At 39.6% G+C, this 14460-nt stretch carries 14 protein-coding genes; 4 read left to right on the plus strand and 10 right to left on the minus strand.

The window, feature by feature from the left end:
- Positions 1-197: 197 nt before the first annotated feature.
- From BET01_RS16750 to BET01_RS16765, 4 genes are all read left to right on the plus strand, one after another.
- Positions 198-965 (plus strand): ABC transporter ATP-binding protein, encoded by a 768-nt coding sequence (locus tag BET01_RS16750; protein WP_120198009.1) that lies wholly within the window; start codon positions 198-200, stop codon positions 963-965.
- Positions 958-1755, plus strand: a complete 798-nt coding sequence (locus BET01_RS16755) for an ABC transporter permease (protein ID WP_120198010.1) — start codon at positions 958-960, stop codon at positions 1753-1755. Before BET01_RS16750 ends, BET01_RS16755 begins: the two co-directional genes overlap by 8 nt.
- A gap of 305 nt (positions 1756-2060) precedes the next feature.
- The gene (locus BET01_RS16760) at positions 2061-2408 is read left to right on the plus strand and encodes a helix-turn-helix transcriptional regulator (RefSeq protein WP_120198011.1); all 348 of its coding nucleotides are present in this window, start codon (positions 2061-2063) and stop codon (positions 2406-2408) included.
- Positions 2409-2449: 41 nt separating this feature from the next.
- The gene (locus tag BET01_RS16765) at positions 2450-3325 is read left to right on the plus strand and encodes a methionyl aminopeptidase (RefSeq protein ID WP_120198012.1); all 876 of its coding nucleotides are present in this window, start codon (positions 2450-2452) and stop codon (positions 3323-3325) included.
- Between the two features lie 206 nt (positions 3326-3531).
- On the opposite strand, the gene BET01_RS16770 is transcribed toward BET01_RS16765, so the two are convergent.
- The 10 genes from BET01_RS16770 to BET01_RS16820 all read right to left on the minus strand — a co-directional run bounded on the left by BET01_RS16770 (position 3532) and on the right by BET01_RS16820 (position 14459).
- Positions 3532-4548, minus strand: a complete 1017-nt coding sequence (locus BET01_RS16770) for a pirin family protein (protein ID WP_120198013.1) — start codon at positions 4546-4548, stop codon at positions 3532-3534.
- Positions 4541-5002 (minus strand): MarR family winged helix-turn-helix transcriptional regulator, encoded by a 462-nt coding sequence (locus BET01_RS16775; protein WP_120198014.1) that lies wholly within the window; start codon positions 5000-5002, stop codon positions 4541-4543. The genes BET01_RS16770 and BET01_RS16775 overlap by 8 nt, the downstream gene beginning before the upstream one ends.
- A 272-nt stretch (positions 5003-5274) precedes the next feature.
- Positions 5275-5793, minus strand: coding sequence for a DUF1003 domain-containing protein (locus tag BET01_RS16780; RefSeq protein ID WP_120198015.1), 519 nt, complete (start codon positions 5791-5793; stop codon positions 5275-5277).
- 192 nt (positions 5794-5985) lie between these two features.
- Complete coding sequence (locus tag BET01_RS16785) at positions 5986-8091, minus strand: glycoside hydrolase family 36 protein (RefSeq protein WP_120198016.1); 2106 nt, start codon at positions 8089-8091, stop codon at positions 5986-5988.
- Positions 8092-8295: 204 nt separating this feature from the next.
- A complete protein-coding gene (locus BET01_RS16790; RefSeq protein WP_120198017.1) occupies positions 8296-10056 on the minus strand; it encodes a 1-deoxy-D-xylulose-5-phosphate synthase in 1761 nt (586 codons plus the stop codon).
- A 48-nt stretch (positions 10057-10104) separates the two neighbouring features.
- A complete protein-coding gene (locus BET01_RS16795; protein ID WP_120198018.1) occupies positions 10105-10479 on the minus strand; it encodes a MerR family transcriptional regulator in 375 nt (124 codons plus the stop codon).
- A gap of 12 nt (positions 10480-10491) precedes the next feature.
- Positions 10492-11451 carry an aldo/keto reductase gene (locus BET01_RS16800; RefSeq protein WP_120198019.1) on the minus strand — a complete coding sequence of 320 codons (960 nt, stop codon included), beginning with the start codon at positions 11449-11451 and terminating at the stop codon, positions 10492-10494.
- Between the two features lie 606 nt (positions 11452-12057).
- Positions 12058-12411, minus strand: a complete 354-nt coding sequence (locus tag BET01_RS16810; RefSeq protein ID WP_120198020.1) for a hypothetical protein — start codon at positions 12409-12411, stop codon at positions 12058-12060.
- A 10-nt stretch (positions 12412-12421) separates the two neighbouring features.
- Positions 12422-13387 (minus strand): ABC transporter ATP-binding protein, encoded by a 966-nt coding sequence (locus BET01_RS16815; RefSeq protein WP_120198021.1) that lies wholly within the window; start codon positions 13385-13387, stop codon positions 12422-12424.
- Complete coding sequence (locus BET01_RS16820; protein WP_120198022.1) at positions 13380-14459, minus strand: ABC transporter ATP-binding protein; 1080 nt, start codon at positions 14457-14459, stop codon at positions 13380-13382. Before BET01_RS16820 ends, BET01_RS16815 begins: the two co-directional genes overlap by 8 nt.
- Position 14460 lies beyond the last annotated feature (1 nt).

Consider the following 14460-nt stretch of genomic DNA (forward strand, 5'->3'; position numbering starts at 1 on the left):
ATCCATAGTAGTATAGCACTATTCCCTCGCTATTGCAAGGGCTTTTTCTTATTTCTAAGGTTATTACTGGAAAATCCCATGAATCTTTTGTATTCGACAAATAGGAGGAAAATAGTAGACATATCTTCACACTCCTTTTTTTCATACATATTATAAAACTATATCAGATTAGATCAAATCATCGAAAAGGAGGGCCCATGAAACCTAAACTGGAAGTTCACGGGGTCAGTTACTCCTATCATTCCCTTGAGGGTGAGACGCTGGCCCTTTCTGATATATCTTTTACGGCAGACAACGGGGAATTCCTTGCAATCGTCGGACCTTCCGGCTGTGGGAAATCCACCCTTTTATCTCTTCTCAGCGGATTGCTGACTCCTGATACGGGAGAAATCCTGATAGACGGTGTTCCTCAATCCGATTCTAGATCTAACATTGGCTATATGCTGCAAAGAGATCACCTTTTTGAATGGCGGACCATCATGGGAAATGCTGAGCTTGGCCTGGAAATCCAGAGAAAGCTTGACGGCAGCTCCAAAGAAAAACTGCATCAGATGCTTCATACCTATGGTCTTGGTAGCTTTGAACAGGCCAAACCATCTGAATTGTCTGGAGGCATGAGACAACGTGCCGCGCTGGTCCGTACTCTGGCCCTGGAACCAGACCTTCTTTTATTAGACGAACCGTTTTCAGCACTTGACTATCAGACCAGACTCTCTGTCTGTGATGACATTAGTTCTATTATAAAAAGCACTCAAAAAACTGCAATATTAATTACACATGATCTTTCCGAGGCAATTAGCGTAGCGGACAGGGTCATCATACTGACAAGCAGACCGGGAAGGCTCAAAGCCATTGTACCGGTTTCCTTTGGAGATGAAAATCTAGGGCCATTGATGAGACGAAATATGCCGGAATTTTCCGTCTACTTCAATCAGGTATGGAAGGAGTTGCAGAACCATGATTGAGACTCATCCTTCATTAGCCCAGCAGGAATTCATACAAAAAGAAAAGACGCATCGCCGTAATGTGAGCGTTATCCGAATGCTACTGCTGGTCCTCTTTTTATCTCTTTGGGAGCTATGCGCAAGACTAGGATTTATTAATGACTTTATTTTCAGCTCCCCTACCCGCGTAACCATATGCTTTCTTGATATGGTAAAAGACAATTCCATTTTTGTTCATACCGGAGTGACAGTAATGGAAACCCTAATAAGCTTTGCCCTGGTAGTCGTATTTGGACTTTTGATTTCCATACTTCTCTGGTCCAGCCGGAGCATATCTGAGGTTTTAGAACCTTATCTTGTTATGCTCAACAGCCTTCCAAAATCTGCTCTTGCCCCCATCTTAATCGTATGGCTTGGCAATAACATTAAGACCATTATTGTTGCATCTATATCAGTTGCTGTCTTTGGTTGTATCATGACCCTCCATACCGGCTTTTCTCAAACGGATCCGGATAAGATCAAGCTGATCTATTCTCTTGGAGGAACAAAGAAGGATGTGTTATTAAAGGTATTGCTTCCCGGCTCTATCCCTTTGATTATCAGCAACATGAAGGTTAACATCGGTCTTTGCCTGGTAGGCGTTATTATTGGAGAATTCCTGGCTGCAAATAAGGGACTTGGATATTTGATTATATATGGAAGCCAGGTGTTTAAGATGGACCTGGTTGTCATGAGTATTGTGATTCTCTGCATTGTTTCTGCTTTCTTGTATCAGGGGATTACTTTGTTGGAGAAGAAGATTCGCTTCTGACTGCAAAGTAATAAGAAAGGAGTTTTTACCAAATGGGAAATATCCATATGGTAAAAACTCCTAAAATTATGGAATTTGGGCATCCTCCTGTGATACACTCTGGGGCTTATTTTTTGACATGGACAGACCGCTTCGGATTATTAAAAAAGCTGCTGAAATTGTGACAGTGCAAAGGTTTTGGTTCATTTTTAGACGGAAGAATGGTATAATGCTTTTATTTAATTTTCACGTTGTTTTTTATATGTGCAACTTATATCAGGTAATTATCTGCGAGGGTTGATATACTGGGTAAAGGAGTGAAGCAAATGTCTGTACAAACAATAGAGTCAATGGCCAAGTGGGTCGAAAATAATATAACTGAGAATCCAAGCCTGCAAAATATGTCATCTTATGTTGGTTATTCACCTTTTTACTGTTCTGCAAAGTTTCACGAACATATGGGTATGACATATAAACAATTTCTTGCTCAATGCAGATTAAAAGCTGCTACATATGACCTTTACACGACCAATGACAAAATTATTGATATTGCGTTCCGTTATGGATACTCTTCATCAGAAGCGTTCGCTAGAGCATTTTCTCAAGCATTTCAATGTTCACCACGGCAATATCGGAAAACTTACGCTGTTACTCTTGGCGGACTCAGTCCCTAGATGTATTGCTTTCTCCAAATTGGTTAACGCAAGGAGATAAAATGTCTAATAAATTTGGAAGAAACGACCTCTGCTGGTGTGGTAGCGGTCAAAAATATAAAAAATGCCATTGCCCTATTGATGAACAAATCGAAATTTATCGCTTTGAGGGATACAAAGTACCTCATCAAAAACTGTTAAAAACCAAAAAACAGATTGAAGGAATTCGAGAAAGCGGAAAAATAAATATCGCATTACTTGATTATATTGGAAATTATGTTGTTGATGGGGTAAGTACGGAAGAACTTGATAGGCTTATTTTCAAAAAGACAAAAGAACTTGGTGGCATTCCAGCAGACCTTCATTATGAAGGATACCCTAAGAGCACGTGTATCTCAATTAATGATGTTGTATGTCATGGTATTCCCTCTGAGCGTGTGTTTCTGCGAAATGGTGACATCGTCAATATTGATTTATCTACAATTTACAAAGGCTTTTTTTCTGACTCTTCACGTATGTTTTGTATCGGTTCTGTTTCCGCTAATAATCAAAAATTGGTTAATATTGCAAAAGAGTGTGTGGAACTGGGTATTTTGCAGGTAAAACCGTGGGGATTTCTCGGCGATATTGGGCAAGCAGTTAATGATCATGCAAAAAAAAATGGGTATTCTGTTGTAAAGGAAATAGGAGGTCATGGTATTGGTCTGCAATTTCATGAAGAGCCTTGGGTGGGCTATGTAGCAAAGCAAAGGACTGGAATGCTCTTGGTTCCGGGACTTGTTTTTACTATAGAGCCTATGATAAATATGGGAAAAGCCAATATAATTACAGATCCAAGTGATGATTGGACCATATACACTGCTGACGGAAAACCCTCTGCACAATGGGAAAAAACAGTATTGGTAACAGAATCGGGCCATGAAGTATTAGCATACTAATGAACACAGATTCTGTTTGTCAATAGACAAATTTTAGATGAGCACGTGAAAGTTTGAACCTGTTGACAAATAGATTCTGAATTCTTTGTGCATTAACTTTATGGTCATTTACTTCAAAAAACTGGTAAAGCACGGTAGCTCCTTTTATCTATTCAACTATTTTGCAGAGCTTCCGCGTTTACCAAGCTTATTCTATTTGCTATATATTACTTCTTCACCACACTTCCATCTGGATAACGGGCAAATCTTCCCATTTCCCTTTCATGAACTGGCTCATCATCGGGCCATGGCCAACCACCAAACTGCGTATTCTGATAATCCGCATATGCCTTTTGTATTTCCTCTTCGGTATTCATAACAAATGGTCCATATTGCGCAACTGGCTCATTGATTGGTTCCCCTTCTAAGAGTAAAACGAAACTGGTTTTATCTCCATTTACCACCGTAATTTGATTTTCTCCGGATAGCTTGATTCGAGAGGAGGGATCAATATTATTACCATCTATGGTAATATAACTGCTTCCTTCATAATAATACAGGTTACGGTTTAAGGTCTTAGAACCTGCAGCGATATGAAACTCTGCCTCGGGCTCCAGCTCCACAAGCTGGATTCCTACATGATTTTCTTCCTTTGCTGCCCATGAATCTTTCGTTGGCTTCAAACTTTTTTTGTCATCATATTTTCCAGCAATTAATCGGATGGTTGCTGTCTTTCCTTTTTCATTTGTATGCTTTATCACTGGAATCTCTTCTGCCCATAACATCTTGTAATCCGGATCTGTGAATTTACTCTTAGCCGGTAAGTTCAGCCAGATTTGAAATAATTCTAGAGGATTTTCCTTATCCTGATGAACCAGTGGGAACATCTCTACATGCTGGCATCCTTCCCCGGTAGTGAGCCACTGGACATCTCCATTTCCATAACGACCTTCCGCTCCCTTGGAATCAAAATGGTCAACAATTCCTTCCAGTACAACGGTAACAGTCTCAAAACCACGGTGTGGATGAACTGGAAATCCAGGGATTTTTTCTCCATGATACATACTAAAACCGTCTTTTCCTGAGAAATCATTTCCCATTCTTCTACCTGCTAAAGAAACCGCAGGCCCCTGTACCTCATTCCCTGCCGGGAATTGATCCTGGTGATGCATACATGCCAGAAATGGACTGTCCATCCCCCATTGAAATCCTATTTTTTCAATTGTCTTTATCTTTTTACTCATTTGATTCACTCCTTGTGTTTATTTTTTTCAACAGATGCACTAACATTTCTTTTTCCTCTTCCTTAAGTCCCGTAAAACTATCTGCCAAATCATCCACATGTCTGGGAAATATCTCTTCGATTTTGTTTCTCCCTTTTTGTGTGATTGCAATAATATAGGACCTTTTATCATTTGGATTTGGATGTCTTTCTATCATGGCATCTTTTTCTAAGTTATTAATTACCACCGTCATATTGCCGGAGGTAGAAAGAATACTATCAATGATCTCGTTAATTGTTAAATCGCCTTTGTGGTACAATGCCTCCAGCACAGCAAATTGCGCTGATGTAAGACCACCCTGGTTAAAGATGGTGCCCGCTCTTCTATGCAATGCCTGAGTTGTTCGGCTAAGTCCTATAAATGCTTTTAGATTTAGATCATTTTCTTTTCCATAAGAGATTTTATTTTTTTTCATACTTTTAATATATCACTAATTAGTGATATTGTCAAATGCGTTTTGTGAGTTTAGGAATATCTGCTCACTTTCCCATTACACCCGTAAGTGATAATCATGGATTGTCAACGGTTACATTGGACGGACTAATATTAAAACCACAATATGCAATTCCTTTCAATAAAAAGGAAGTCCAGTCACTCATACTTGCCACTTAATGGCTGTTGGTATCAATGTCTGAACTCCCTGTGTTTATATCTATTTCTATCAGTTCAATTAGTTTTAAATTATTCTTACTTATTTACCTCTAATGCTTCCAGCCTGGCATAGATTTGCTCCTGTCTCTCAACGAGTCTATCCAACTTAGCGTGCAAATCCTCCACAATTAATTCTGATTTTAAATTTACGCGGTAATCATTTTCTGCTCGAAGTCGATCTTTTTTCTCCTGGCGGTTTTGACTCATCATAATGACTGGTGCCTGAAGCGCGGCTACACAAGATAATATCAGATTTAATAAGATAAAGGGGTAAGGATCAAAGGCATGAACTGTAATCACAACTGTATTTATGAGAATCCAGAGCATTAACACTGCGCCAAACCCCAATATAAACCTCCAACTACCTGCCACACTTGCTAGACGATCTGCAATTCTATCTCCCTTTGTTGCAGTGTCTTGATGGCTATTGTTTAGATTTTCAGCAACCTGCTGATTTAGAAGCAAGTGAATGATATCCTCTTCCTCCGATATATTCTCCATATCCTTACATAGAATCTGACGGACAATTTCTTCATTACTTAGCCTATTAGACATGAAACACGCTCCTTTTCATCATTTTTATTTATTGTAGCACTTCAGTTTGCATGTTGAAAGCACTATAAGATAAACTTTTATTTGAATATTATCTTGGACATACTGATATCCTTTTGACTTAAGATACTTTATGTCAAATGTAATGAGCTTCTACCCTCTTTTTACTATTTCGCCTTCCGCTCCTTCTATTTATTATTTTCTTACCAAATACAACGCGACCGCCTTTTTATTCTCCATAGGGCGATACTTAAGTATTCCTTTTTCAATTACGATCTCCGCCTTGGAATCAGAAAACACATCTTCTATATAACAAGGACAGTCTTTAGGAAGAGAAACTTCTATTATCTCAGGTAGAGTACCATCAAAGATATGGATCGTTATGTAAGCGTTATCCCCATCTTCTCCCACCCGTAAAATAGCCTGCCACCCTTCCGGGTGACGGATGCTTGACACCTCCGGCCCAAACCGGTGTGATTGACCTTTCTTAATGACTGGTGATATTTTCTTATAAAACTCCATTCCCTTCTCAATGATATTCCACTGATCCATGCGAAGCCGAGTAACATCACCTGACAGGCACATTCTTCCCAAAAACGTAGCTGCTATGGAATAAGCGATCCTCTTAAGGGAATCCTCCTGTCTGATCACTGCCCATATCTGGCTTTGCCTTGGCAGAACGGCTCGATGAAGATTAGCCGCTATGATAGGGATTTCCTCGCACTCATGAGCATCGGAAAAGGAAGCCATGCTAGTTGCTGCCATGAACCTCGGTTCCAGACGATGACCACCAGAAGCACAATTTTCCAACACCATCCCTGGAATTTCACGTTTCACTTTTTCTAAGAAATTATACGTCTTTTCTATATTAACGCGGAGTCCTTCTCCTAATGATTCAAAACCGTCACAACCAATTCCTATGGTATCATTGTAATCAATCTTCATGTATTCAAAGCCGTATTCTTTTAAAAATCCGATGACTTTTTCTGTTAGATATTCCTCAACCCATGGATCCTTCATATCCCAGAAACGACGTCTTGATGTAGTGAGAACTTTTCCGTCAATATGGAGAAGGTGTTCTTCCATTTCATAAGCCTTAGATGCTTTTCCTACGCCTTCTATTTCAAACCATATTCCTGGTTTTAAACCTGCATCTTTAATCGCCTGTACTGTCTTTAACATTCCCTCAGGAAATAGTTCTTCCGATATCTCATAATCACCCATGCTCATATCCCAGGGAACTCCGGCCTGCTTATACCAGCCACAGTCAATTACAAAATAGGTGAAACCTTTTCCTTTCACAGCATCTAGGATTTCCCTTATGTTTTCATGAGAGGGGCATCCCCAGGTGGTACAGTATTCGTTAAATACAATGGGAAGCTCCTGCTCCTCTTCTGGTCCTGCATCTGCAGCTCTTTGCCCGGCATCAGTCAGTCTTTTTGTAAAGACATCAATGGAATCCGTATGACAAACGGAAACAATTGCCTTTGGGGTGATAAACCGTTCTCCAGGCTTTATCTCTTTCAGCCAATGACCAAACTCCCGATCCGCCAAACCGCCACTGATGGCAATATCTTCATCCTTTCGATATATCTCCATCTGCCAGGAAGCACCATGAGCCAACCAAACGCCCCAGAATACATGATTTTTCCTGTCTTCCACCGTCAGAAATGGAAAATAGTGGTTGACTGGCAAGGATCCGATTTGCCCAAAGCGTTCACACCTTACCGCCTCCAAGGTCCAGGAAGCGTCAAGCTGAAGCTCCTCTATGGTCTGAGTGGAAAGTTTTCCTTCCTGACTCCAACGGCTCATTAGGCGGTGTATCAAGATTTCATGATGGCCGTCTCCTTCTAAGTAAGGGGAGATTCCTGACAGAGAAAAGCTGGAGAACATTTCAATGGAAATTGGTGTATTGCTTTGATTGATCAGTTCATTCCATAGTTCAACCGTTCTTTCTCCTTCCACCCAATTCAGATAGTGACGGATTTCATATCCTCGCTGGTCAGCTAGATACGTGATGACCGTCTGACCATCTTCTTTTAGAAGCACTTCCTGGTGTTTAAAAGTAAGACGTTCCACGCTCTCACTGTTGCGCAGAGTATTACCGCAAGCATACCCCCCTGGATAAATATCTCCGGTGATTTTTAACTGTACCATTCCATCTAGCTTAGCCCTTTTTTGTATCTCTTTTGGAATCGGCATACTGCTCGGGTATAATTGAAGCCCTAAATGCTGTTTTTCGTCAACGATATAACGTGCCACCATATCTCCTAAGATATATTCCTTCATAATAGAATCCATATACTTCCCCCATTATTCTCACAGTGCCCCAACCGTCATATCTATTCTAAGATAACTCAGCAGGCGTATAAACTAAGACGCGATCCCCGTTCTATCTTTTATGTATGGATCACTAAGCTACTATAATAAAAAAAGCTTATTCTGGATACTCGTAATGAGACCTGAATAAGCTCTATTTTATCATGCTATTTTATGGATTAAAACTTAATTCCCAATTATATCTAAAATATCTTCTACGATTTGTTCCTTGGTCATTCTGTTTTTATGAAGAACTTCTTTGACATCATATCGATCAAGGAATTCTTTCTTAAATCCATAGTTTATCACCTTCACATCAGAAGCTCCATAGAACCTAGTGATCTTTTCGCCAAAGCCACCATCTAGGATTCCATCTTCGATGGTAATTACAACTTCGTGTTCTGCCTTTAACTCTTCTAATAACTTCTCATCAATTCCGGTGATATACAAAGGATTAATTAATGTTGGTTGAACTCCTGTTTTCTCAGCGATTTCACTGGCTACCTCTTTACCAAGAGAATAGAAGGTTCCAAGTGCCACAATTGCTGCCTTTTTGCCTTTTTGTGCTACCTCGTATTGATTTAGATTTCCATAATCTCTTGTTATCGACTCACCGCCAGAAATGACTCCACCGCCTGGTACCCGGATGGCTACGGGATGCTCTTTCTGCGTAATACTCCAATCCAACATGGCAATATACTCTTCCTTTGTGGTAGGAGCAAGGTACACCAGATTTGGTATGTTTGAGATCATTGGGATATCAAAAAATCCAAGGTGTGTGACATCGGTCATTCCGTAGACAGACGCTGCGAAGTTAACAATCGTGGCAGGGTTATTATTGATACAGAGATCCTGGGAAAGCTGGTCATAAGTTCTCTGTAAAAATGTACTGTATACACCATACACGGGATTACCACCACCTGCTGCAATACCGGAAGCAAGAGCCACCGCATGTTCCTCCGCAATTCCCACATCAACAAACTGGGAACCCACTTCCTTTCTTTTATCAGCCGTAAATCCCAAAACGGTTGGAGTTCCTGAACTGATGGCAACTAATGTTTTATCTTCTTTCATCTTTTCCATAAGAAACTCTGCTGTCATATCGGAATAGTTTTCACGATTTGAGGAATACACTGACTTGCCGGTTTCTATTTCAAACGGACCGCTGTAATGCCAGTTCTCTCTATCCTTTTCAGCAGGGAGATATCCTTTTCCCTTCTGAGTATTGATATGGACCACGATTGGGTGATTGATGTCTTTTGCTTTTTCAAATGCCTCAATCAACTGCTCCGTGTCATTACCATCTTTTACAAATAGATAATCAAGCCCCATGGCTTTGAACAAATTGCACTCTGTTGTTCCATTGGAATCACGAAGCTGTTTTAGATTACGATATAATCCGCCGTGGTTTTCTGCGATGGACATGTCATTGTCATTGACTACAATTATTAGGTTACTTTCTAGCTCTGGTGCAAAGTCAAGACCCTCCAGCGCTTCGCCTCCACTTAACGAGCCATCGCCAATGATTGCTATGATATTTTCTTTCTCACTTTTTAAATCTCTTGCTTTTGCCAAACCACATGCCAGGCTGACGGATGTGGATGTGTGTCCCAGGATAAAGAAATCGTGTTCGCTTTCATTTTGATTGCTAAATCCGGTTACATCATCATAATTCTCTTCGTAAAGGAACGCATCTTTTCTTCCGGTGAGCATTTTGTGGCAGTAACTCTGATGAGAGATGTCATATACCATTTTATCTGTTGGGGAATCAAAGACATAGTGCAATGCGATGGTTGCCTCTACCATACCAAAGTTAGGTCCGAAATGTCCACCGTGTTTGCTCAGCTTTTCTAACAGTGCCTGTCGCATTTCTGCGGCTAATTCTGTTCGTTGTTCTTTGTTTAACTTCCGTACATCGGAAGGTTGATTGATTTGCTCTAAATACATGTTGTATCCTCTTTGCTTTCTTAGATTTTTTCATGTTAATCATTGGTTCTAATCCCAGTTCAGCTTTCCTGTATCAATTGCTTTTTCGTATTTTTTTATTTTGTAATTCAGTCGGTCCAGTGTGGTATCTAGCTGTTCCCTTTGCATATGCAATGCCTCTCTCTGCTTTTGAAGAAGCTCAAGCCTTGCAGGTATGGTGGATTCGCCTTCTTTACAAAGCTGTACGTATTGAATCATTACTTCAACTGGAAGACCTGCACTTCTCATACAGATGGCAAGCTCAACCCAGTCCAAATCTTTTTGTTGATAGCTTCTGATTCCACCAGAAGTACGTGTTACTTCGGGTATCATACCAACACGCTCATAATAACGAAGGGTATCTTGAGTGATTTTGTATTTCTCACTTACCTCTTTTACTGTCATAATTTATACCTCTTATAAAGCTCCCACTATTTTATGGGGAATATATAACTCTTCCAAGTATAGAATATCCAATGGACTTAATTCAATTTGAAAACTGCCAACCGCATCATCAAAATACTTTGCTTTCGTAGCTCCTATAAGGGGTGATGTAACACCCTTTGCATACTGCCATGCAAGAGCAATCTGGGTCATGGTACAGTGATACTTCTCTGCCAATTCGGATACTCTGTTTACGATTTGCATATCAAAATCTTTTGTGCTGTCATATTTTCCAGCAGCCGTAATGTCCGTTTGGCTACGAAGTGTTTCTGCAGACCAAGGTCTGGATAATCTTCCTGCTGCTAGAGGGCTGTATGGAGTTAAGACCACCCCTTGTTCCTTACATATGGGAATCAATTCTCTTTCATCTTCGCGGTATAGAAGATTGTAATGATTTTGCATGGATACAAATTGGGTCCAACCGTTTTTTTCTGCAATGCTTTGAAGTTTTGCAAATTGATAACCGTACATGGCTGATGCACCAATGGCACGGACCTTACCTGATTGCACCACATTATGAAGGGCTTCCATAGTCTCTTCCCCAGGCGTTTGGGAATCAAATCGATGGATAATCAGCAAATCTACATAATCCATTCCCAGACGTTTTAAGGAACCATCGAGTTCTCTTTTAATTGCCTCTTTTGAAAGATTACCTTCATTGAAGTAAACTTTTGTCGCAATGACTACTTTATCACGGGAGATGTTATTTTTAATTGCTTTGCCCAGATATTCTTCGCTGGTCCCTGCTGAATAACAGTTTGCTGTATCAAAAAAGTTGATCCCAAGATCCAAAGCGTGCTTTATTATGGCTTCACTTTCTGATGGATCCAAGGTCCATCTATGCATCTTACTTTCTGGATCTCCGAAACTCATACAGCCTACACATAGACGTGAGACCTCTATATTGGAACTGCCTAATTTTGCATATTGCACTTTTGCCCTCCTTCTAAAAAGCCGTTGAAATGAATATTTGCATGTTGAGCTTTTTGTTTGTTGCTTTATTGTAATACTTGGAGTTAACTCAAAGTCAAGACTTTTTTATAATTATATAATTAAAATGTAAAGATAACTTCTTGTTTCCAATACTTAATTCATGTTTCACTAAGTTAATCTTGCGCTAAGAATTATGATTGTATCCGCCTTTGCAAGCTTTGTTATGATACTAAACTACAATTGTTCCCGGTAATTCTGACTGATAACGGTACTGAATCTTAGTTCCCGGAATCTATGGAACGCAAAAAATGGTGAGCTACGCACAAAAGTGTATTATTATTATCCCAACAGCTCCTGGCAAAAGGGCATGCTTTAATAAAATCAAGAATAACAAAAAACAGCCTAAACGGTTGTACTCCATTTAAGCTGTCTCTCATAGTCCTCAATCATAAGCTGCATAAACTCCTTAAACTGGTGGAAATACCACCAGATGAGGTCACTCTACGTCCTTTATTCCTCAAAAAACAAGATGAGATGTACGGTAAGATCCACTGCCTGAATTTAGTCCTTCAAATTAACAACTTCAACAATCAAAAAATCACGTTTTCACTTAACAAACATAAATAATATCTCATCTATTATGCATCCATATAACAAAATAATAATACTTATGATACTGATTGTTACTCTGTAAGAAAAAATTTCAAATCTCTTTTTCCATTCCAACCAATCTTTTTCTTTTTCTCTGTCTTTTTTTATAATTGATACAGCACCCATAATAAGCCCTATACTTCCAACTGCAAATAAAACCACTTTTATGCTTTCCAGAGCTGTTATCAAATTTCCTCTTGAAATAACAAAACCGCATACACCGATTAGTATTACTAAGATACCGCTTACGAAGCTGCTGTACTTCAGACATTTATAAAAATCCATTCCCATAATCTTTATACGATTCATAATATTCAACCTATTTATGATATAAGTGACAGGCAACAAAATGCCCCTGTTCAACTTCTATTAATTTTGGCGCTTCACATTTACATTTATCCATTACTTTACGACATCTGCCTTGGAATTTGCAGCCTGGCGGTGTGTTTATGGGACTTGGGACATCGCCTTCTAGCATAATTCTTTGTCTGGAATCTTCAATTTTAGGATCAGCAATTGGAATCGCTGACATCAATGCTTCCGTATACGGGTGAAGTGGATTCTGATAAAGATTTTCTGATTCTGCAAGTTCAACAATAGACCCTAAATACATGACAGCGATACGGTCAGAAATATGTTTCACCATTGCTAAATCATGTGCGATAAATAAGTAAGTCAGTTTCATTTCGTTTTGGAATTGAATCAGCATATTTGCGATTTGTGCCTGAATGGACACATCTAATGCTGAAATAGGCTCATCACACATAATAAATTTAGGTTCAACAGCAAGTGCTCTTGCAATCCCGATTCTTTGTCTCTGTCCACCGGAAAATTCATGGATAAAGCGGTTCGCATGCTCTTTATTTAATCCAACTATCTCCAGTAGATGAGCGATCTTTTCTTCTTTTTCCTTCTTTGTTTTAGCTAGACCATGAATTTCAATGCCTTCCCCAATAATCTCTGCAACTGTCATTCTGGGGTCTAAGGATGCATAAGGGTCCTGGAAAATAATTTGAACGTCTTTGTTAAAGGCCTTTTTTTCTTTTCCCCTTAGTTTATGTACATTTTGCCCTTTATAATATACTTCCCCTTCCGTTGCACGATACATACCCACAACCGTACGGCCACAGGTGGTTTTACCACAGCCGGATTCCCCCACAAGACCTAATGTTTCCCCTTCTTTTATTTGAAAAGAAACATCATCTACCGCTTTTAAAACATCATGTTTGCCGACACCAAAATATTTCTTTAGATGTTTCACCTCTAAAATATCATGACTACTCATATGATTGATCCTCATCTACTACAAAGTCATTTTCATTCACAATTATCATTTTCCTGTCATCTTGGAACATTTTTTTATTAGCCGCCGGTACTTCCTTATGATGTAACCAGCAGCTTGCATGATGACCAGCTTCAAAATAAGTGATTTCAGGCATTTCTTCTAAGCAGACATTCATGCAATAATTACAGCGTTTTGCAAAAGCGCAGCCTTTGGGAGGCGAAATAAGATCTGGCGGAGTTCCTTTGATTGCATGCAAAAGCTGTTTGTTTTTCCACTCCAATTTGGGAACGCTGCCAAGAAGCGCCAGGGTGTATGGGTGCTGTGGGTGATAGAAAATTTCATCTCTTCCTCCACTTTCAACAATCTGTCCCGCATACATAACCGCCACTTTATTCGCAGAGCCTGCTACAATACCAAAATCATGAGTAATTAAGATAACAGCGGTTTTTAGTTTATCTTTCAGACCTTTAATAAGCTCCATAATTTGTGCTTGAATCGTTACATCAAGTGCCGTAGTCGGCTCATCAGCAATCAGTATCTTAGGATCACAAGCAATTGCAATGGCAATCATTGCCCTTTGCCTCATACCACCTGAAAATTCAAATGGATATTGATCAATCCTTGTTTCTGGGTTAGGGATACCTACTGCTTCTAATAACAAAATGGCCTCTTGTCTGGCTTCTTTTCTGCTAATCTGTCTATGCTGGATAATATTTTCTATAATTTGCCTTCCAATTTTCATGGTTGGATTTAGAGAAACTAAGGCATCCTGAAAAATCATAGAGCACTCACCACCCCGAAAGGCTCTTTGCTCTTTTTGATTCATTTCTAATAGGTTCTTTCCATGATAGATAATCTTACTTCCCTTTTTTATTTCACCTTGGGGAGCTTTCACCAAAGACATGATAGCCCTGGAAGTTACACTTTTGCCACAACCGGATTCCCCTATAATCGCTAATAATTCTCCTGCTTTTACCTCAAAAGAAACACCTCTCACCGCTTGTACTTCTCCTGCATAGGTATGAAAAGAAACTTTTAAATCTTCAACTTTTAGTAAAGATTCCTGGCTCATA

The sequence above is a fragment of the Lacrimispora algidixylanolytica genome (assembly GCF_003609635.1).
GTDB lineage: Bacteria > Bacillota > Clostridia > Lachnospirales > Lachnospiraceae > Lacrimispora > Lacrimispora algidixylanolytica.

Excerpts from the sequence above, each read along its gene's own strand:
- BET01_RS16770 (WP_120198013.1), bottom strand. The coding sequence starts at position 4,548 with ATGAGTAAAAAGATAAAGACAATTGAAAAAATAGGATTTCAATGGGGG.
- BET01_RS16795 (WP_120198018.1), bottom strand. The coding sequence starts at position 10,479 with ATGACAGTAAAAGAGGTAAGTGAGAAATACAAAATCACTCAAGATACC.
- BET01_RS16760 (WP_120198011.1), top strand. The coding sequence starts at position 2,061 with ATGTCTGTACAAACAATAGAGTCAATGGCCAAGTGGGTCGAAAATAAT.
- BET01_RS16810 (WP_120198020.1), bottom strand. The coding sequence starts at position 12,411 with ATGAATCGTATAAAGATTATGGGAATGGATTTTTATAAATGTCTGAAG.
- BET01_RS16785 (WP_120198016.1), bottom strand. The coding sequence starts at position 8,091 with ATGGATTCTATTATGAAGGAATATATCTTAGGAGATATGGTGGCACGT.
- BET01_RS16750 (WP_120198009.1), top strand. The coding sequence starts at position 198 with ATGAAACCTAAACTGGAAGTTCACGGGGTCAGTTACTCCTATCATTCC.
- BET01_RS16790 (WP_120198017.1), bottom strand. The coding sequence starts at position 10,056 with ATGTATTTAGAGCAAATCAATCAACCTTCCGATGTACGGAAGTTAAAC.
- BET01_RS16815 (WP_120198021.1), bottom strand. The coding sequence starts at position 13,387 with ATGAGTAGTCATGATATTTTAGAGGTGAAACATCTAAAGAAATATTTT.
- BET01_RS16775 (WP_120198014.1), bottom strand. The coding sequence starts at position 5,002 with ATGAAAAAAAATAAAATCTCTTATGGAAAAGAAAATGATCTAAATCTA.
- BET01_RS16780 (WP_120198015.1), bottom strand. The coding sequence starts at position 5,793 with ATGTCTAATAGGCTAAGTAATGAAGAAATTGTCCGTCAGATTCTATGT.
- BET01_RS16765 (WP_120198012.1), top strand. The coding sequence starts at position 2,450 with ATGTCTAATAAATTTGGAAGAAACGACCTCTGCTGGTGTGGTAGCGGT.
- BET01_RS16820 (WP_120198022.1), bottom strand. The coding sequence starts at position 14,459 with ATGAGCCAGGAATCTTTACTAAAAGTTGAAGATTTAAAAGTTTCTTTT.
- BET01_RS16755 (WP_120198010.1), top strand. The coding sequence starts at position 958 with ATGATTGAGACTCATCCTTCATTAGCCCAGCAGGAATTCATACAAAAA.